This is a genomic window from Promicromonospora sukumoe (genome assembly GCF_014137995.1).
In the GTDB taxonomy this organism is placed as follows: domain Bacteria; phylum Actinomycetota; class Actinomycetes; order Actinomycetales; family Cellulomonadaceae; genus Promicromonospora; species Promicromonospora sukumoe.
Genome location: NZ_JACGWV010000003.1, coordinates 921142 through 940235, shown reverse-complemented (window position 1 = coordinate 940235; position 19094 = coordinate 921142). Strand labels below are relative to the sequence as shown.

The 19094-nt window shown below is 72.2% G+C and carries 17 protein-coding genes and 1 tRNA gene; 8 read left to right on the top strand and 10 right to left on the bottom strand.

The window, feature by feature from the left end; all coding sequences use genetic code 11:
- Positions 1 to 212: 212 nt before the first annotated feature.
- Positions 213 to 1013 (top strand): LLM class flavin-dependent oxidoreductase, encoded by an 801-nt coding sequence (locus FHX71_RS28185; protein WP_182620751.1) that lies wholly within the window; start codon positions 213 to 215, stop codon positions 1011 to 1013.
- A 45-nt stretch (positions 1014 to 1058) separates the two neighbouring features.
- Here FHX71_RS28185 and FHX71_RS28180 read toward each other — a convergent pair whose 3' ends face one another.
- Positions 1059 to 1955 (bottom strand): LysR family transcriptional regulator, encoded by an 897-nt coding sequence (locus tag FHX71_RS28180; RefSeq protein ID WP_220490512.1) that lies wholly within the window; start codon positions 1953 to 1955, stop codon positions 1059 to 1061.
- A gap of 132 nt (positions 1956 to 2087) precedes the next feature.
- On the opposite strand from FHX71_RS28180, the gene FHX71_RS28175 reads away from it, so the two are divergent.
- On the top strand, positions 2088 to 2933 hold the full coding sequence (locus FHX71_RS28175) for an SDR family NAD(P)-dependent oxidoreductase (protein ID WP_182620750.1): 846 nt from the start codon (positions 2088 to 2090) through the stop codon (positions 2931 to 2933).
- 63 nt (positions 2934 to 2996) lie between these two features.
- Here the strand turns inward: FHX71_RS28175 and FHX71_RS28170 are convergent, their stop codons facing one another.
- From FHX71_RS28170 to FHX71_RS28155, 4 genes are all read right to left on the bottom strand, one after another.
- Positions 2997 to 4499 carry an alpha/beta hydrolase gene (locus FHX71_RS28170; protein ID WP_182620749.1) on the bottom strand — a complete coding sequence of 501 codons (1503 nt, stop codon included), beginning with the start codon at positions 4497 to 4499 and terminating at the stop codon, positions 2997 to 2999.
- Between the two features lie 59 nt (positions 4500 to 4558).
- Positions 4559 to 4753 (bottom strand): DUF4177 domain-containing protein, encoded by a 195-nt coding sequence (locus FHX71_RS28165; RefSeq protein WP_182620748.1) that lies wholly within the window; start codon positions 4751 to 4753, stop codon positions 4559 to 4561.
- 159 nt (positions 4754 to 4912) lie between these two features.
- Positions 4913 to 5617 (bottom strand): MerR family transcriptional regulator, encoded by a 705-nt coding sequence (locus tag FHX71_RS28160; protein ID WP_220490511.1) that lies wholly within the window; start codon positions 5615 to 5617, stop codon positions 4913 to 4915.
- 64 nt (positions 5618 to 5681) lie between these two features.
- Positions 5682 to 5755, bottom strand: a tRNA-Met gene (locus FHX71_RS28155).
- Positions 5756 to 5866: 111 nt separating this feature from the next.
- On the opposite strand from FHX71_RS28155, the gene FHX71_RS28150 reads away from it, so the two are divergent.
- A complete protein-coding gene (locus tag FHX71_RS28150) occupies positions 5867 to 6685 on the top strand; it encodes a nicotianamine synthase family protein (protein ID WP_182620747.1) in 819 nt (272 codons plus the stop codon).
- Between the two features lie 61 nt (positions 6686 to 6746).
- On the opposite strand, the gene FHX71_RS28145 is transcribed toward FHX71_RS28150, so the two are convergent.
- Positions 6747 to 9764, bottom strand: a complete 3018-nt coding sequence (locus FHX71_RS28145) for a UPF0182 family membrane protein (RefSeq protein ID WP_182620746.1) — start codon at positions 9762 to 9764, stop codon at positions 6747 to 6749.
- A 141-nt stretch (positions 9765 to 9905) separates the two neighbouring features.
- On the bottom strand, positions 9906 to 11006 hold the full coding sequence (locus FHX71_RS28140; protein ID WP_182620874.1) for a YlbL family protein: 1101 nt from the start codon (positions 11004 to 11006) through the stop codon (positions 9906 to 9908).
- Between the two features lie 139 nt (positions 11007 to 11145).
- Here FHX71_RS28140 and FHX71_RS28135 point away from each other — a divergent pair, with 139 nt between their 5' ends.
- Complete coding sequence (locus tag FHX71_RS28135; RefSeq protein ID WP_182620745.1) at positions 11146 to 11688, top strand: M48 metallopeptidase family protein; 543 nt, start codon at positions 11146 to 11148, stop codon at positions 11686 to 11688.
- A 5-nt stretch (positions 11689 to 11693) separates the two neighbouring features.
- Here FHX71_RS28135 and FHX71_RS28130 read toward each other — a convergent pair whose 3' ends face one another.
- The gene (locus tag FHX71_RS28130) at positions 11694 to 13172 is read right to left on the bottom strand and encodes a zinc-dependent metalloprotease (protein WP_182620744.1); all 1479 of its coding nucleotides are present in this window, start codon (positions 13170 to 13172) and stop codon (positions 11694 to 11696) included.
- A gap of 184 nt (positions 13173 to 13356) precedes the next feature.
- Between FHX71_RS28130 and FHX71_RS28125 the strand changes: the two genes are divergently transcribed.
- Positions 13357 to 14421 carry a ThiF family adenylyltransferase gene (locus FHX71_RS28125; RefSeq protein ID WP_182620743.1) on the top strand — a complete coding sequence of 355 codons (1065 nt, stop codon included), beginning with the start codon at positions 13357 to 13359 and terminating at the stop codon, positions 14419 to 14421.
- Between the two features lie 11 nt (positions 14422 to 14432).
- Here FHX71_RS28125 and FHX71_RS28120 read toward each other — a convergent pair whose 3' ends face one another.
- Both FHX71_RS28120 and FHX71_RS28115 read right to left on the bottom strand, forming a co-directional pair.
- Positions 14433 to 14798, bottom strand: coding sequence for a WhiB family transcriptional regulator (locus FHX71_RS28120; protein WP_312877248.1), 366 nt, complete (start codon positions 14796 to 14798; stop codon positions 14433 to 14435).
- Between the two features lie 500 nt (positions 14799 to 15298).
- On the bottom strand, positions 15299 to 17362 hold the full coding sequence (locus tag FHX71_RS28115) for an ATP-dependent helicase (RefSeq protein ID WP_182620742.1): 2064 nt from the start codon (positions 17360 to 17362) through the stop codon (positions 15299 to 15301).
- Between the two features lie 40 nt (positions 17363 to 17402).
- Here FHX71_RS28115 and FHX71_RS28110 point away from each other — a divergent pair, with 40 nt between their 5' ends.
- The 3 genes from FHX71_RS28110 (at position 17403) to FHX71_RS28100 (ending at position 19052) form a co-directional block, all read left to right on the top strand.
- On the top strand, positions 17403 to 17672 hold the full coding sequence (locus tag FHX71_RS28110) for a mycoredoxin (RefSeq protein ID WP_020016326.1): 270 nt from the start codon (positions 17403 to 17405) through the stop codon (positions 17670 to 17672).
- 148 nt (positions 17673 to 17820) lie between these two features.
- Positions 17821 to 18153, top strand: a complete 333-nt coding sequence (locus FHX71_RS28105) for a PadR family transcriptional regulator (RefSeq protein ID WP_182620741.1) — start codon at positions 17821 to 17823, stop codon at positions 18151 to 18153.
- Positions 18150 to 19052 carry an HAAS signaling domain-containing protein gene (locus FHX71_RS28100; RefSeq protein ID WP_182620740.1) on the top strand — a complete coding sequence of 301 codons (903 nt, stop codon included), beginning with the start codon at positions 18150 to 18152 and terminating at the stop codon, positions 19050 to 19052. The genes FHX71_RS28105 and FHX71_RS28100 overlap by 4 nt, the downstream gene beginning before the upstream one ends.
- Positions 19053 to 19094: the final 42 nt, after the last annotated feature.

The following is a 19094-nucleotide window of genomic DNA, read 5'->3' as shown; positions in this document are numbered from 1 at the left end:
CAGACACAAGCGCTCCGCGGTGTGCCCCTGGACACGTAGGACCGACCCGGTGAGCGGCACCGCCGTGGGCCGAGGCGGCGCCCGGCGTCGGCGTCGTCGCCATGCCCTGCGCCCATGCGCTCACGGCATGGATACCGTGCCCCAGGGCATTGGACGCCGCACAGCCGGCCGACATCCAATGAGTCCCACGTGACCCCGACGGCAAGGAAGGTATGACCAGCACGACACCGCGCCGTTTCCGGTTCGGCCTCACCACCACGCACGCGGCAGCCCCTTCCGCGGTGCGGGAGAGCGCACGCAGGCTGGAAGGAGAGGGATGGGCGACGCTGCTGATGAGAGAGCATGCCGGTCCGTCGTCCATCTTCGCGCCGCTGGTGTCGGCCGCTTCCGTCACGAGCGACCTCCGGGTCGGCACCCTCGCCGCGAACGACAGCGTGCCCGACCCCGTGCTCCTCGCTCACGAGGCGGCGGCCGTGAACCTGCTGGTCGACGGCCGCCTCGAGCTCGGCCTCGGGGCCGCCCGACGCACGGACACGACACGAATGAGGTCCACGTGGGCGGAGGGGGCTCATGTCCCGCTCCTGCTGACCGACCACGACGACGACGCCCTGGCACTCGCGGCGCAGGAGGCGGACATCGTCGCGTTGAACGGTCTCACCGCGACCGGATCGGACGTCGTGCCCGACGGCGCCGGGTTCGACGCCGTGGCCGCCCGCGTCCGCCTCCTCGAGGCGCACGCGGGCGAGCGGTTCAGCCGACTCGAGCTAGGTGCGCTCACACTCGTCGCCTCGGTCGGCGGCGACGCCGACCGCGCGGTGCTCCCGGTGGCATCGGCCCTGGGCCTGGCACCGGACGTGGTCCGCGACAGCCCGCTGGCCCTCGTCGGCTCGGCATCGGAGGTCATCGACAAGCTGGTGGCCACGCGCGAGCGCCTGGGGATCTCCTACGTCATGGTGCGTGACACGGCCATGGACGAGATGGGGCCGGTGGTCGCGAAGCTGGCCGGTACCTGACCCTGCCCCCGACGGCGGCGTCGGCGCAGCCGAGGGACCGCCGCGTCACGCCGCGTCCGCGACGTCCGAGACGTGCCGGACGAAGCCCGCGAGCACGGGCGAGGTCGCCAGCTCCGACCAGCCCATGCGCAGCTCGCTGTCGGAGAGCCCGGTCACCCGGACCACCGCGACGCCGGTCAGCGACGGCAGCTCGGACAGCAGCACCTCCGGCACGAAGCCGATCCCGTCGCCCAGCCGGACGCCGGCGGCGAACTGCGCCGAGTCCGACACGACAGGGCCCGGCCTCCACTCGTACGGAGCGAGGTCGGTCCCGGTCCAGAAGGACGTCTCGTCGGTGGACAGACCGACCCAGGCCACGATCGCCTCGCCGGCGAGCTCACCGCGGTCCACCGTGTGCCGGTGCGCGTGCCGATGGCCCGCGGGCAGCAGCGCGACACGGGCGTCGGAGCGCACCAGCTCGCTGTCCAGGCCCGTGGTGTCGAGCGGGGACCGGACGAGGGTGAGGTCGGCCTCGCCGTTCCGCACCTCCTCGACCTGCACCGAGGCGTCGACGACCGCCCCGCGGGCGACCGGCGCCCGGGGATCGCGTGCGTCGTTGTAGGACGCGACGAGGCCGTGGAGGGTGTCGATGTCGCAGGCACGCGCCGTGACGCGCAGATGCTTCGAGGCCCCGCCGTGCCGGCTCGGGCGGGACACCGCGGTACGCGCCATCCGGTCGAGGGCGACGGCGTCGTCCCGGAACACCGCGCCTGCCTCGGTGAGGGTCGCGCCGTGGCGGCCGCGGTCGAACAGGCGCGAGCCCACGGTCTCCTCGACGGCCTGGATCGCGCGGGACAGTGCCGGCTGCGTGATGCCCAGCTGTTCCGCGGCGGCGGTGAAGCTCTCCTGCTCCGCCACCGCCAGCACGTAGCGGAAGTGCCGCAGCTCGATCCCCGTGTCCATGCCCCCATTGTCGTCGCCTCCTTCACCCGGCACCCATGCCCTCCAGGCATGGATACCGCTCGCGCGGGCATTGGACGCCCCGCCGGCGACGTACGTCCAATGGAGCTCCACCGAGCTGAGGGAGACAGGACGATGCGTCAGGCGATCGTGACCGGCGGGACCAGCGGGATCGGATTCCACGTCGCGAGCAGGCTGCGGGAGCAGGGCCTCGCGGTGACCGTGGTGGGCCGCGACGCGGACCGCGGTGCCGAGACGGTCCGGCAGATCGGCGGGGAGACCCGGTTCCTGCAGGCCGACCTCTCGTCGTTGCGCGAGGTGGAGAAGGTGGCGGGGCGCATCGCGGCGGGCGGCCCCGTGCACGTGCTGGTGAACAACGTGGGCGGCATGTGGCCCACCCGCCGCGAGACTGTCGACGGCATCGAGGCAAGCTTCGCGCTGAACCACCTCTCCCGGGTCGTGCTGACCGCGGCCCTGCTGGACGCGCTCCGGGCCGGCGCGCCCAGCCGGGTCGTGGACGTCACCTCCTCGTCGATCACGACGATCGACGGCACACCGACCTACGACGACGTCGAGCAGGAGGGCGACCACTACGGCATGGCGGTCACGGGCCGGGCCAAGCTCGCGCACCTCGCCCACAGCCAGGACCTGGCGCGCGAGCTCGCCCCGGCCGGGATCACCGTGCTCGCGGTGGACCCGCTCGGGCCGGCGGCCGCCGCGACACCGAACGCCGCGGAGATGACGCCGGAGATCCTGCCGCCCGCGCTCCGCCACCTGTGGGACCCGATCCAGGACGGGATGCGGCCCGCGTCGGGAGTCGTCGACGCGATCGTCGCCGCGGCGGTCGACCCCGCGTTCGAGGGCAGGTCGGGCCTGGTGCTCGGCCCGGACGGCGAGCCGTCCGAGGACCTGCTGCGGTTCGTGACCCCCGAGATCTCGACGTCGGTCCGGGCGCTGACCCGGCGGGTGCTGGCGAGCTGACCGGTCGGTGCCCGACACGGGCGGCATGTCGAACCTCGACAAGTCACCGGTGCGGCGATCGTGTCATCGGCCGCTCGGGACCGCGGCGCACACCAGGTCACGTGCCGGGCGCTCGCCCGTGGTCAGGTACGCCGTCACCGCGTCCTTCGCGCAGGTGCTGGTCGTCCACGGGTAGACACCGTGCCCGCCCCCGTCGACCGTCACCATCGTGGCTCGCCGGCCGAAGGCCTGGCGCGTCTCCTCGGCACCTGCCAGCGCCGCGCCCGGGTCACGCTCGTTCTGCACCATGAGGACGTTCGACGGGCCGCGGTCGCTGATCGTCGTCGGCTGCTCGGTGCGCACGTCCGGCCAGAACGCGCACGGCCCGATGTTGGCGGTGGAACCGCCCAGCATCGGATACCGCGCCCTGTCGATCGCGACGTCGAGCTGGTACCGCCAGATCGTCTCCGGCCAGCGCTGGTCCCCGCAGATCACGTACAGACGGGCGGACAGGAGGTTGTCGTGGTCTCCGGCCGGGATGACCGGCTGCGGCTGACCGGTGTCGACCAGCCGCCACATCTTGGCGACGACGGGGATCGTGGCGTCCGAGTAGAGGTAGCCGAACGTGTCCACGCGGAACTTCATCGCGTCCATGTCCGGCTGAGGGTTCGCCTCCAGCTTCTCGACCAGCTCGTAGAACTTCGCCTCCACCTGCTCCGGGGTGGTCCCCAGCCCGTACTCGGGGTGAGCGGCGGCGTACTCGGCGAAGTCGGGGAACCGGTCCTGCAGGCCGCGGGCGAACCTCCGCATCTGCTGCACGTCGTAACCGTCCGGTCCCAGCACGCTGTCGATGACGACGCGGTCGGTCGTGTCCGGGAACAGGGTCGTGTACACCGCACCGAGGTAGCTGCCGTAGGAGGCACCGAGGTACGAGGCCTTCTCCTCGCCCAGGGCAGCACGGACCCGGTCCAGGTCACGGGCGGTGTTCGCGGTGGTGGTGTGCGGCATCATCCAGGCCGTCGACGACGCGGCGCACTGGTCGGCCACGGTGCGCGCGTACTCCGCCTCCCGGGTGACGTCGAAGATCGTGCCGGCGTACCGAGGGAACGAGCCGAGGGCTTGCTGTTCCGGTGTGGAGTCGCACGTCACCGGCGCGCTGCGTCCGACGCCGCGCGGGTCCATGCCGATCACGTCGTACGAGCCGAGCACGTCCTGGGGCAGGCCCGCGACGGCGAGCTCGGCCGGGTAGGCCAGTCCGGCGATCCCCGGTCCACCGGGGTTGGTCAGCAGCACGCCGCGGCGCTGTGCCGGCTCCGTGGAGGCCAGTCGCGAGATCGCGATCTCGACCTGCCGGCCGTCCGGCCGGCCGTAGTCCAGCGGCACGTCGAGCGTCGAGCACTCCAGCGGCAGCGGCGTGACGACGTCCGCCGGACACGGAGCCCACCGCAGGGTGCTCGGCGTCGGCCCGGCGACGGCGCTCGGCCCGGCCGTGGGCACGTCGGGTGCGGCGGCCACCGGCACGGCCGCCGGTACGGTCATGACGGCGGCAAGTGCGCCGGCGAGCACGAGCCTCCTGGTCCTGCGCATCGGGAGTCCTCCTGAACGGTTCTTCTCGCTGTCGGTCACGTCGGAGCCAGGTCGCGGCATCAGCCGACCGCGGGCCGTTTGATCACGACGGCGATCTCGAGCGTCTGACCGGCGCCCAGCGCGGGGATGATGGTCTGCACCACCTCCCAGCCCTCACGGCCGTAGTCGTTCAGGTCCTGCTCCATCTGCTTGTAGTCGAACCCCTTCCAGGCCAGCTTGTAGGTGAGGATCTTGTTCTCCCAGGCGGTCGTCATGCCGAGGCTCCCTTCGGGCTCGTGAGGGTCGTCGTGGGCGTTCATCGCGACGAGCACACACCATGCACCTGGTGCAGGGTCAAGGAGCACCGGGTCGAGGCGCACGCGGTCGAGGCCGGGAGCGGCCGCGCGCGGTCAGGAGATCGGATCGCCGAGAGCTCAGGCGTGCCGGACCCGCGCGAGCACATCGAGCTGCGCGCCGTTGTAGAGCGACGCGAACGCCTCGTGGAGCAGGCGGCGGACCTCGTCGGGCGACCGGGTGCTCCCCAGGCCGGGCTCCAGGGTCCACGGGTTCTCGGCCCGGACAGGGCGCATCGTCGCGCTCAGCCGGCCGGCGAGCCGCGCCCGGGTCGCCTCGTCGGCGTCCTCGGTCAGGCGTGCGAACTCGAGCTGGTCCGGCGTGGGCGGGGCGGCCAGCATCGCACGGAGCGACGCCATCTCCTCGGGCCCGAGGATGAGCGAGTAGACGAGCAGCATGGCGCGGTCGGTGACCGTCGTGTTCTCGGCGACCCCGCTGAATCCTGGCGGCAGGCCGGCCGGTGCGGCATGCTCCAGCGTCTGGGAGAGCTCGTCACGTACGAGCTGGAGGCGCGCGATGCTTCCCGCGAGCTCGGCCTCCAGGATGCGGAGCGCGTCGTGGGGCGGCTCGTTCTCGTCGCCCAGAGCGGCGACCTGCTCGAGCGACATGCCGAGCTCGGTCAGCCGGCGGATCCGCAGCAGCCGCACGAGGTGACGTACCTCGTAGTTCTTGTACCCGTTCGGCTGCCGTGCGGGCATCTCGAGCAGACCCACGGAGTGGTAGTAGCGGATCGTGCTGACCGCGGTCCCGGCAAGGTTGGCGATCTCCCGGGTGCTCCACGGCACAGCGGTCTCCTTCCGGGCAAAGCACTCAGGCCCGGGATTCCGTAGAATCCCGGGCCTGATCTTGTAGCGGGGGCAGGATTTGAACCTGCGACCTCTGGGTTATGAGCCCAGCGAGCTACCGAGCTGCTCCACCCCGCGTCGGTGATCCCTACTTTACGCACCCCGAGCGACGAAGCGCAAACCGGGCCACCCGGTCGAGACGCAGGTCACAGCCGGTCGAACCGTTCCGGCCGTGGAACCATCGTCCCCATGACGACGGAGCTGAGCGATACCACCCTGTCCGCCGACCGGATCGTCCACCTCACCGACCAGCTTGCCGCCCTTCCCCACCTGCGCCCCGGCCCCGACACGGACGCCCTGTTCGGCGGCCTGGTGCAGGCGGTGCTCGCGACGCCCGACCGGCAGGCCGGGGACGTCCTGGCGCACCCGGAGGTGCACCGCCGCAAGGACGCGATCCGCGACCTGTCGGCACGCGGCGAGACCGCGCTCGAGCACGCCTGGGCGGAGCACATCGGCACGGCGCCCGACGCGCGGGCCGCGCTCGCCGCGTTCCCCTACCTCGACAACTACCGGCGGCTCACGGCCCTGGAGGCCCGGCTGATCGCGCACGCGGGCGCCGGCACACCGACGTCGGTCGCCGTGCTCGGCAGCGGACCGCTGCCGCTGAGCACGCTCGGGTACGCCCACGCGCTCGACGCCCCCGTCGTCGGGCTGGACCGGGACGCCACTGCTGTGGCCCTGGCGCGGCGGGTCGCCGAGCGCCTCGGGTCGGCGAACGTGCGGTTCGAGCAGGCCGACGCCGCCGACGTCGCGCTCGGCGGGTACGACGTCGTGGTGCTCGCGGCGCTGGTCGGCGAGACGCCGTCGGCCAAGGCGGCCATCCTGCGCAGGATGGCCGACGTCATGCGCCCCGGGGCGCTGCTGCTCGCGCGCAGCGCGCGCGGGGCCCGCACCCTGCTGTACCCGCCGGTCGACCTGGCCGCGATGCCGGGGTTCGAGGTGCTGGAGGTGGTGCACCCCACCGACGACGTCATCAACTCGGTGGTGGTCGCCCGCCGGGCCGCATGAAAAAACCGGGCCCGCAGGTCACCGAGGTGACCTGCGGGCCCGGCTGGGGGCGGGAGCGGCGTCAGCCCTGCTGCTGCGCCTCTTCCGCCGCGATCGCGTCCTCCAGCGCCTTCTGGAGCCGGTCCTGCGCCTCGCCGTAGGCGGCCCAGTCACCGGCCCGCTGGGCGGTGTTGGAGTCCTCCAGCGCGGCCGCGGCGTCCTGCAGTGCCGCGTCCAGCTCCGAGGACGGCGCCTGGGTGCTGTCCGGCGTGGGCTCGCCGGACGGCTCCTGGCTCGGCTCCGGCGTGGGCGTCGCGCCCGTGTCTCCCTCGCCCGTGGGCGGGGCCACCGGGGCCTCGTCCTCGGCCGCCGCGCCGGCGTCGCCGGCCTGGGCGCCCGAGTCACCGCCGAACACCTGGTCCAGCGCCTCGTCGAGCGTGTCGGCGAAGCCGATGTCGTCACCGAACGAGACCAGCACCTTGCGCAGCAGCGGGAACTGCGTGCCACCGGTCGACTGGATGTAGACCGGCTGCACGTACAGCAGGCCGCCACCGACCGGCAGGGTGAGCTGGTTGCCCCGCCGCACCGTGGACGCACCGATCTGCAGGATGTTCAGCTGCTCGGAGATGGTCGGGTTCGAGTCGAAGTTGTTCTGCACCTGACCCGGTCCGGGGACAGTCGTGTCCCGTGGAAGCTCCAGCAGGCGTAGCTTGCCGTAGTCCTCGGACTTGGTACCCGCGTCGCTGCCGGCGTCGGCGTCCACGGCGAGGAAGCCGGTGAGCACCTCACGGTCGGTGTTACCGCCCGGGATGAAGGTCGACGTCAGCGAGAACGTGGACTCGTCCTGGCCCGGCATCTGCAGCGTCAGGTAGTACGGCGGCTGCAGCGGGGCGGTGGTCGCCTCCGACGTCGGGTCGGTCGGGTTGTTCCAGAAGTCCTGGCCCGAGAAGAACTCGGCCGAGTCCGTCACGTGGTACTGGCTGAGCAGGGTGCGCTGCACCTTGAACAGGTCCTCCGGGTACCGCAGGTGGCTCATCAGGTCACCGGAGATCTCGTCCATCGGCTTCACCGAACCCGGGAAGACGTTGCTCCAGGCCTTCAGGATCGGGTCCTCGGCGTCCCAGGCGTACAGGTCGACCGAACCGTCGTAGGCGTCGACCGTGGCCTTCACCGAGTTCCGGATGTAGTTGACCTCCTCCGGCAGCTCGATCGGGGCGCCCGCCTGCGTGGTCAGCGTGTCCGCCACGGCCTCGTCGAGCGGGGTCGACGTCGAGTACGGGACGGCGTCGCTGGTGGTGTACGCGTCGACGATCCACTTCACGCGGCCGTCCACGACCGCCGGGTAGACCCGGTTGTCGAGCGTGAGCCACGGGGCGACCTTGCTGACGCGCTGCTGCGGGTCACGGTCGTACAGGATCTGCGACTCGCTGGTCACGCGGTCGGAGAACAGCAGCTGCTCCTCGCCGAACTTCAGCGCGTACAGCAGCTTGCTGCCGAAAGCGCCGACGTCGGGCCCGGCGTCGCCGGCGAAGGTCGTGTTGACCTGGCCGCCGTCGTCCGCGTCGTCCGCCTGGTAGTCGAGCTCCCAGGGGTCGGTGCCCTCGGGGGCGCCGACGATCGAGTACGTGGTGGTGCTCGGGCTGAAGTAGATGCGCGGCTCGTACTCGCCCTCGAGGTCGGTGATCGCGCCCTGCGACGGGATGCCACCCTCGAAGAAGGCCGGGCGGCCGTCCGGGCCCGGCTGGTTGCCGTACGCGGCGACGACGCCGTAGCCGTGCGTGTACACGGTGTGGTCGTTGACCCAGTTGCGCTGGTCCTGGCCCAGGCCGTCGAGGTTCAGCTCGCGCACCGCGATCACGGTGTCGCGGGACTCGCCGTCGATCTCGTACTTGTCGACCGACAGGGAGTCGTTGAAGTTGTAGTACTGCTTGTTCTGCTGGAGCTGGCGGAACGACGGCGAGACGATCTGCGGGTCCAGGAGACGGATCGACGCGGCCGTGTCGGCGTCCGAGCGCAGCGCGCCCTCTTCCGCCTGGGTCGTCGCGTCGTACGGTTCCTTCTCGACGTCGTCGATGCCGAAGGCGGACAATGTCGCGTCGATGTTGCGCTGGATGTACTCGGCCTCCAGCTCCTGCGCGTTCGGGTTCACCTGGAACCGCTGGACGACGGCGGGGTAGATGCCGCCGATCGCGATGGCGGAGACCACCATGAGCCCGACGCCGATGGCCGGCAGGCGCCAGTCGCCGCGGAACGCGGTGACGATGAACAGCGCGGCCACGAAGACGGCCACGACCGTGAGGATGCCCTTGGCGGGGATCACGGCGTGCACGTCGGAGTACGACGCGCCGTCGAACCGGTCGCCCGCGTTGGTCAGGATCGAGTACCGGTCCAGCCAGTAGTTGCCGGCGATGAGCAGCAGGAGCGCGGCGCCGACGACGGACAGGTGGATGCGCGCCGCGGGGGTGGTGCGGGGGCCGCCGGCCGCGGCGGGGCCGATCCGGAGCCCGCCGTACAGGTAGTGCGTGATGACCCCGGCGATGCCGGCGATCACGACCACGGAGATGAGGAACCCGACGCCGAACCGCAGCGCGGGCAGCATGAAGACGAAGAACCCGAGGTCCATGCCGAACTGCGGGTCGTTCTGGCCGAACGGCTCGCTGTTGAACGCGAGCAGCACGGCGCGCCACTGCGCGGACGCCGCGACACCGGCGAAGAAGCCGACCAGCACGGGGGCCGCGATCATCACGACCCGGCGCAGCGGCTCGACCGCCTCGCGGTACTGGTCGAGCGTCGCTTGCTCGGGGGTGCTCGGCGCGTAGACCGGGCGCGAGCGGTAGGCCGCGGTGAACGACCAGAACACGGCGCCCGCCATGACGACGAAGCCGACGGCGAACAGGGCGCCACGCATGCCCCACTCGGTCCAGATCACCCGGGAGAACCCGAGCTGCCCGAACCACATCACCTCGGTCCAGAACTGGGCTAGGAGGAGCAGGGCCGCGATGACGACGGCGACCGCGACGACCGCCACCCCCAGGGGACTGCGTCGTCGGGCTCGGGGTGCGCCGCCGGATGGGCGACGAGGTGCTGCGGCGAAGGACACTTCTGCGTTACCTCACGTCATGAATGGTTGGGCCGTACGCAGTTGGAACGGCCAGGCTCTGGTCAAGGTTCCCACCACAAGGTTCCCACATCCTCCAGATGTGCAACACGTCGTCAACGCCCGGCAACCCGCCCGCAGGCGTCAGGAGCACGTCGGGAGGTCGGCGCCCTCGCCACGCCCGATCTGCTCGACGGCGTCGCGCGCCTCCGCCAGGGTCGCGACCCGCACGACGTGCAGCCCGTCGGGCACGTTGCCCACCACCTGGTCACAGTTGTCGGCGGGGGCGAGGAACCACTCGGCGTCGTCGCGGACGGCGCCGTACAGCTTCTGCTCGATGCCGCCGATGGGCCCCACGTTGCCCTCCGGGCTCATGGTCCCCGTGCCCGCGATGATCTCGCCGTTCGCCTCGTCCTCGGGCGTCAGCTTGTCGATGATGCCGAGCGCGAACATGGTGCCCGCGCTGGGCCCGCCGATGTCCTCGATCTCGATGGAGACGTCCACCGGGAAGTCGTAGTGCGGGTCGATGAAGACGCCGAGCACGGCCCGCTGGCCGTTGTCGGCGGTCGTGACGGTCACGTCCGACGTGCGGTCGCCCCGCTTCACGCCGAGCGTCACGTCCTCGCCCGGCGTCGTCGCGGCCAGCCCGTCGATGAGGTCGGCGTAGGTGCCCACGGGTTCACCCTGGAACTCCGTGATGACGTCGCCCTCCTCCAGCTTGCCCTCGGCCCCGGAGTCCGGCTCCGTCCCGGCGACCTCCAGCACGGCGGGCACGTCGTAGCCGAGCTCGGTCAGCGCAGCGGCCGTGGCCGACTCCTGCGACGACACCATCTCGGCCTGGCTGACCTCCTGCTGCTGCTCCTTGGTGGTGGCCTGGGGGAAGATCGCCTCGACCGGGAGCACCGAGCGGCGCGGGTCCAGCCAGCCCTGGATCACCTGGCCGGCCATCATCGGGTAGCCCGGCCCGCCCAGCACGGAGACCGTCGTCAGGCGCAGCTGACCGGTGGACTCGTACGTGCGCGCGCCCTCGATCCGGATGAGGTTGCGTTCCAGGGTGTCCTCGGTGGGCCCCGGCGAACGCATCGCGTACGGCGTCGGCACCACCAGCGCCAGGGCGGCTAGAACCGCCGTGAGCAGCAAGGACACCCCCAGCGTGACCGTGCGGCGGGTGATCGGCGCATACGAGTCGCCCGCGTCGTCGAACGGTGACGGCTCGGGTTGCGGAGCGTGCTGGAGGTCGCGCATGTCAGTCACCGGCCCATCATTCCTCACTTGGCTGTGGGTTCCGTGAACAGTGCCGGTCCACGGCCCGCACGGCAAAGTTTTTCCACTTGAACGGTGTGTTATACCCCACAAGGACGCCGATAACCGGTACGGTCGTCCCGTGGCCCACGACGCCCTGACGTCCGTGGAGGTGCGCCGGAGCCGCCGTCGCACCGCCACGGTGAGCGCATACCGCGACGGTGGACGGACCATCGTCGCCATTCCTGCGCGCTTCTCTCGGGCTCAGGAGCGGGAGTGGGTGGCGAAGATGGTGGCCCGGCTCGAGGACAAGGAACGGCGACGGCGCCCCTCCGACCAGGAGCTGATGGACCGCGCCGGCGAGCTCTCCGCCAAGTATCTCGGCGGCAGCGCCAAGCCCTCCAGCGTGCGCTGGTCGGCCAACCAGGGCAGGCGCTGGGGGTCGTGCACGCTGCTCGACGGGTCCATCCGGATCTCGACCCGCCTGCAGGGCATGCCGTCGTGGGTGCTGGACTACGTGCTGCTGCACGAGCTGGCCCACCTCCTGCACGCCGGTCACGGTCCCGAGTTCTGGCGGATCCTGGAGGTCTACCCCAAGACGGACCGGGCCCGCGGATTCCTGGAGGGCGCCTCGTTCACGCAGGACGACCCGGGGACCGCGACGCCCGACGACGAGCAGGACTGAGCCGGCTACTTCTCGGGGTCCGCCGGCTTCTCGGGGTTGGTCGGCGTCTCGGGGCCCGCCGGCTTCTCGGGGTCGGAACCGGTCGGGTCCTGCCCCTCCTCCTCGCCGAAGATCTCCTTCAGCGCGGCGTCGACGTCGGCGTGCTCGTTCTCCGCCGCCTCCCGGCGCACCAGGTAGCCCGCCGGGTCGTCGAGGTCCTCGGTCCCGGGCAGCAGGTCGGGGTGGTCCCACACGGCGTCGCGGCCCTCCGGCCCCTGGGCGCGGGCCACGATCGCGAACAGCGTCGCCGCGTCGCGCGACCTGCGCGGGCGCAGCTCCAGGCCGACCAGGGTCGAGAACGTCTGCTCGGCGGGCCCGCCCGCGGCCCGGCGACGGCGGATCATCTCCCGCAGCGGGATGGCGTGCGGCAGGTGCGGCAGGGCGGCGAGGGCGCTGACCTCGTCCACCCAGCCTTCGACCAGCGCGAGCGTGGTCTCCAGGTTCAGGAGCACGGCCTTCTGCTCGTCCGTGTTCTGCAGGCCGAAGACGCCGCCCGACAGGGCGCTGCGCAGCGCGTCGGAGTCGGCGAGGTCGATGTCGCGCACCTGGGCCTCGAGCGCGTCGAGGTCGATGGTGATGCCGCGCGCGTACCGCTCCACGATGGACAGCAGGTGCGACCGCAGCCACGGGACGTGCGTGAACAGGCGCGCGTGGGCGGCCTCGCGCACGGCGAGGAACTGGCGGACCTCCTCCAGCGGGGCGTCCAGCCCGTCGGCGAACTCGGCCACGTTGGTGGGCAGCAGCACCGTGTCGGGGCTGTCGAGCAGCGGGAGGCCGACGTCGGTCGCGCCGAAGACCTCGCGCGAGAGCGTGCCGGCCGCCTGGCCGACCTGCATGCCGAACACCGCCGAGCCGAGCCGCTTCATCATCTGGGCCGGGTCGATCGAGCCGCCCAGGCCGTGCAGCACGCCCGCGGGCATGCCGGGCACGGCCTCGCCGTCGTCGACGCCGTCGGGGAGCTGGTCGCGCAGCACAGTGGCGAGGGCCTCCGAGACGGAGGACGCGACGGGAGCTGCGAGCTCGTTCCACACCGGGAGCGTGGCCTCGACCCACTCGGACCGGTTCCACGCACGCCGGGTCCCGCCAGCGGGCGGGAGGTCGGTCACGGCGTCGAGCCACAGCTCGGCCACCCCGAGCGCGTCGGTCGCGTCCTTGGCCTGCCTGCCGGTCAGGGACGGGTCGCCCTCGCTGACCGCCACCTGGCGCGCGACGTCGTGCGCGACGTCCGCGTTGACGGGTCCGGTGCCCTCGGCCGAGAGCATCTTCTGCACCTGGGCCAGGGCGTACTGCATCATCACGGGGTCGGGGGCTCCGCCGAGCGCGGTCGGGTCGATGCCCCGCTCACGCATCTCGGCCATCACTTCGTCTGCGCCGTCGCCGAGCATGGAGCGCAGCATCTCCTCCCACGACTGGGGAGACTCGCCGGGCTGGTGCTGGTCGCTCATAGTGTTCACCGTAACCGGGTCCGCAAGCGTTGCGCCGTGCATTTGGCTCTGGGCGCAGCCGGGAACTTCCCGCCCGCCCGATGCTTTGGATATGCCTCCGGGCCGGTGGACGCGACCGGGCCTGTTTGCCTCTGAACCTGTGGACAACCCTCCGGGCGCGCCGCCGTCGGGCAGGGTGGTGGGCATGACGCCCGCCCCCGCCCTCCGGCTGCGGCCCGGCACGCCCGTGCTCACCCGCGGCGGCGGCCAGGTGCAGTGCGGCTCGGACCCCCGCTGGTCCTTCGTGCTGTCGGGGCTCAGCCCCGCCGAGGAGTCCTGGCTGGAGGAGATCGCGGAGCGCCGGCACGTGACGGTCGAGCAGTCGGCGGCGCGGTGCGGGGTGCCCACCGAGCGGCGCGACGAGATCATGGACGCGCTGGCCCGGGCGGGCGTGCTGGTCCCCGTCCCGGGGCCGGTCGGCGCGGTGACCGCTCCGGCCGACGGCGCGGCGGACGCGACGGTGCTCGGCATGCTGCGGCCCGACGGCGCGGGGCTGGCCACGCTCGCCGAGCGCGCCGAACGGGTCGTGGGCGTCGTCGGACTCGGCCGGCTGGGCACGGCGGTCGTGCTGCACCTCGCGACGGCGGGGGTGGGCAGCCTGGTGCTGCACGACCCGCTACCGGTGCAGACCACCGACGTCGGACTGGGCGGGCTGCGCGCGTCCGACGTGGGCGAGGCGCGCGACCTGGCGGTGCGTGGGCTGCTCGCGGAGCGGTCCCCGCGGGTCCTGGTCCGGGTGGACGACGCCGTCGGGGACGGCACGGGGCCGGACCCGGAGGCGCTCGACGTCGTCGTGGTGACAGAGCCGCACGCCGCGCACCCGGCGCGGTACCAGCGGCTGCTGGGACTAGGGGTGCCGCACCTGCCGGTAGTGGTGCGCGAGGCCGACGTCGTGGTGGGCCCGCTGGTGCGGCCGGGCCGCTCGGCGTGCGTGAGCTGCGTGGACCTGGCGCGCGGGGACGCGGACCGGGACTGGCCGGCGCTGGCCGCCCAGCTCCGCAAGGCGCCGGAGCCCACGCACGAGGCGACGCTCGCCGCCGTAGCAGCGGCGACGGCCGCGGGCCAGGTGCTCGCCCAGCTGGACGGGCACCGGCCCACGGCCGTCGGTGCGTGCCTGGAGATCTCTCTCCCGGCGGGACTCCCCCGCGCCCGGCCGGCGGAGCCGCACCCGCGCTGCGGGTGCGTGGTCCTGCCGGTCCGGGCGGCCTGATCCGCGCGGGATCATGCGGCGGCGACGTTCTCCGACTTGCGCGGCCGGCCCCGGCCACGCTTGCGGGCGACGACGGCGCCGTCCACGAAGACCTCGCCGCCCCAGACGCCCCACGGCTCGTTACGGTCGAGGGCACCCGCGAGGCAGCCCTCGATCAGGGGGCACGTACGGCAGAGGGCCTTGGCCTGCTCCACCTGGGTGCTGTGCTCGGCGAACCACAGCTCCGGGTCGTTGGTACGGCACGGCAGCAGTGTGTCCATGATCCGGTTGAACTCCGCCGAGTCCGAACCGGTCCCGCTCGTGGCGGGGTGTTGAGGCGGGTCCCAGGGGCCCGAGCCGCCCTGGGGAAGAGTGTCGAGGAGCGCAGTGAGGCGCACGGTTGTCTCCTGTGTCCTGAAGGAACGTCGTCGATGAACGTTGGTGGTGCAGGACCCAGGGGCTAGATCCTTGCCGGGCCGGCCGAGGTGGGGCCGGATCTCCGGGCAAGAATTAAGGCCGCGGGTCCTAGGTGGACTCCGCGGCCTGGAACTCTTCGGTCGTCAGACCGGGGAGTCTCCTGGAGATGCGGAGTCGGGTGCGAGAGCGGACGGCTTGACGCCTCCGCGGTGAGTGCGCGCGCGGAAAGGCAGAGCTGCGCCAGTGGCCGGGACGGGCTCGTAGCCGAGCACGTGCTTGCACACCTGCAGATCCGTCTGCGGAATCATGTTCATCTCCAATGCACCCACCTCCTCACTCGAATCCGGGCCAGACCTCTCGGTCTCGCCCACTGCTGTCAGGGACATGTGAACACTATGCCGGGCCGCCGTGGCGAGCCAACTCTTTTTCCAAACTTTCTTGAGAAGTTTTTCGGGGCCCCTCCGAAGGGCCTGAAAACCGCTCAGGAATGCGGATCGCCGGCCACGATCGCGAGGATCGTGGCGCCGTACCTGTCGATCTTCGCGGGTCCGATCCCGTTCACGCGAGCAAGTTCGGCCGTGCCCGAAGGTCGGATCTCCGCGATGGCCGCGAGGGTCGCGTCCGTGAGCACGGTGTAGGCGGGCTTGTCGGTCTCCTGGGCCACCTCCCGGCGCCACTCGCGCAGGGCGTCGAACAGCGCGGTGTCGCGCTCGTCCGTGAGCAGCGCCCTGGCCTGGGCCTTCGGTGCCGTACGCGCCCGTGGAGCGCGCTGGTCCTCCGGCCAGAGCCCGTCGAGGAACCGCGTGCGCTTCCGCGTGGCCCGGCCGCCCGGGTTGCGCGACCGCGCGAACGAGACGTCGAGGTGCTCGCGGGCCCGGGTGATCCCCACGTACAGCAGCCGCCGCTCCTCGTGCACCGCGGCGTCGGTGTCCGCGAGCGAGATGGGCATGAGCCCCTCGCTCATCCCCGCGAGGAACACGGCGTCCCACTCCAGGCCCTTCGCCGCGTGCAGCGAGGCGAGCGTCACGCCCTCGACCGTGGGCGCGTGCTGCGCGGAGGCGCGCTCGTCGAGCTCCGCCACGAGCCCGGAGATCGTCGCGGGGCTGTCCGGCGTCGCCGCGGCCGCCAGGTCGTCGGCCAGGGAGACGAGCGCCTGCATCGCGTCCCAGCGCTCCCGGGCGGCACCGCGGGCGGTGGGCGGCTGGTCGGCCCAGCCGGCGGCCGCGAGCACGTCCCGCACCTGGTCCGGCATGGACGCCAGCGGGTCGGCGGACCGGGCAGCGCCCCGGAGCAGCACGAGCGCGTCCCGGACCTCCTTGCGCTGGAAGAACCGCTGGCCGCCGCGCACGAGGTAGCCCACGCCGGCGTCGGCGAACGCGGACTCGAACGCCTCGGACTGGGCGTTGGTGCGGTACAGCACGGCGATCTCGCTCGGCTTGACGCCCGACCCGATGAGTCGCGCGGCCCGCGTGGCGATCCCCTTGGCCTCGGCCTCGTCGTCGTCGTACGCCGTGAAGCCGACCGCGGGGCCCGGCTCGCGCTGAGCGATCAGCTCGAGCGCCTGGTGCGCGCCGCCCTCCCGGCCCGCCCGGCGCAGCACGTCGTTGGCGAGCCTCACCACCTGAGGCGTGGACCGGTAGTCGCGCACGAGGCGCACCTCCTGCGCCTCGGGGAAGGTGCGCCGGAAGTCGAGGAGGTGCCGCGGGGTGGCGCCGGTGAACGAGTAGATGGTCTGCGACGGGTCGCCGACCACGCACAGCTCCTTGCGCCCGCCCAGCCACTGGTCCAGCAGGAACTGCTGCAGGGGCGAGACGTCCTGGTACTCGTCGACCACGAAGTGGCGGTACTGCGAGCGGACCTCGTCGGCGACGATCTTGTGGCTGTTCAGCATGTCCGCGAGCATGAGCAGCACGTCCTCGAAGTCGATGACCTCGCGCTCCGTCTTCACGTCCTCGTACGCCGTGATGAGCCGGGCCACGGCCTGCGCGTCGTAGCCCGACGGCGCCTCGCGGCCCGTGCGGTGCGCCGCCTTCTCGTAGTCGTCCGCGGTGACCAGGGAGACCTTGGCCCACTCGACCTCGCTGCTCAGGTCGCGGACGGCCACGCGGTCGACGCTGAGGCCGACCCGCCGCGCGGCCTCGGCCACGATCGGCGCCTTGAACTCCTGCAGCCGCGGCGGGGCGCCGCCCACCACCCGCGGCCAGAAGTAACCGAGCTGCCGCAGCGCCGCGGAGTGGAAGGTGCGGGCCTGCACGCCCTGGACGCCGAGGCCGCGCAGGCGCGTGCGCATCTCCCCCGCCGCGCGGGCCGTGAACGTCACCGCCAGCACGCCGGTCGGCTTGTACGCCCCGATGCGGACGCCGTACGCGATGCGGTGCGTGATGGCGCGGGTCTTGCCCGTGCCCGCCCCGGCGAGCACGACCACCGGCCCGTTGAGCGCGAGGGCGACCTCGCGCTGCTCGGGGTCGAGCGCGGTCAGGATCGCGTCGGGACTCAACGGCCCAGGATGATTCGGACCGCCGGCGGAGTTGGTCTGGGTGAGCATCGTCTGCGATTCTCGCAGCAACCACTGACAGGGAGAACTGATGTCCGAGACGACCACGCCGCTTCCCGAGGACGGGACCGTCCTCATGTACTCGACCACCTGGTGCGGGTACTGCCGGCGGCTGCGCACGCAGCTCGACTCCGAGGGCATCGGCTACACCGTCATCGACATCGAGGAGCAGCCGGAGGCCGCCGCCTACGTGGAGCAGGTCAACGGCGGCAACCAGACCGTGCCCACCGTGGTCTTCCCGGACGGCTCGGCGGCGACCAACCCGAGCCTCGCCCAGGTGAAGCAGGCCCTCGCGGCCTGACGTCCGGGCCGGGCCCGCTCACGGGCCGGGGCTGCTGAAAGGCCAAGGGCCGACGACGGTGACGTCGTCGGCCCTTTTCGCCGCGCTCTTACCTTGCTACGCAAGTCTTGTATTGCAAGTCTTGCTATGCAAGGTTACTGTTCCTGCCATGACCGAAGAGCGCATCGCAACGAACCTCCGCAAGGGAGTGCTCGAGTACTGCGTGCTCGCACTGCTCTCCCGCGGTGAGAAGTACGGCCTCGAGCTGGCCGACGACCTCACCTCGCGCGAGCTCATCGCGAGCGAGGGCAGCCTGTACCCCCTGCTGGCCCGCATGCGCGAGAACGGGCTCGTCGAGCCGCGGTGGGACTCGTCCGGCACCGGGCGTCCCCGCCGCTACTACGCCATCACCGATCACGGCACCGAACAGCTCACCACCTTCGCGAAGGTCTGGTCGTCGCTCGGCGCCCAGGTCGACGCCCTTCTGGAGGGATCACGATGACCGAGAGGGACACGATGAACGCGAACGCCGAGGACACCTACCTGCGCGACGTCGGCAAGCGCCTGCGGACGCTCACCCCCGAGCAGCGGGGCGCGGTGCTCGACGACGTCCGGGCCCACTTCGCGGACGCCGCCGACGCGGGCCGCTCCCCCGAGCAGGCCGCCGAGAGCCTCGGCGACCCGGCGCAGTTCACCGAGCGCGTGCGGGCCGAGCTGGGGCACGACACCGGCCGGACGGACCGGATGTGGCGCGTGCTGCAGTGGCTGGCGACCGGCGCGGCGGTCTTCACCGCGATGTTCGTCTCGTTCCTCTGGCCCGACACGATCCTCCCCGGCCTGGACACCCAGGTCGAGCAGTCCGGCTTCGGCATCGTGCTGCTGAACCTGGTCCCGGCGCTGGTCGCCGCGCTCCCGCTCTTCGTGCCGGGGCGGGCCCGGAAGATCACCGCCGTGGCGGTCGCCGTCGTGCTGACGGTGCTGAGCCTTGTCGGCACCACCACGTTCCACACGCTCACCGCCATGCTCGCGTGGGCCGCGCTCGCCGTGCCGGCGATCGCGCGCGGCGGCCGCCCCGCGGCCGCCTGGCGCATCACCGGCGGGGTGGTCGCCATCCTGCCCGCGGTCCTGCTCGTCGTCGGCGGCCTCGTGGGGTCCTACGGGATCGATCCCGACGGCTGGCTCTGGATCGGCGGCTTCGTCGTCATCGGCGCGCTGATCATGGTGGGCCGGGCGTGGGCCGGCGCGGTCGTCGCCGTGGCCGGGGTAGCCGTGCTGGTCGTGGCCACGCTCGACGTGGGGATGATCACCCTCGGCATCTGGTGGGCCGGCGGGGTGCTCTTCACCGTCGGGGTGAGCCACGCCGTCGCGCACGCGCGGCCACGCACGCTCGCCGGCGAGTGACCGGGAGGCGATCCTCGGCGGGATCCTGCCGGGCGGCCGGAC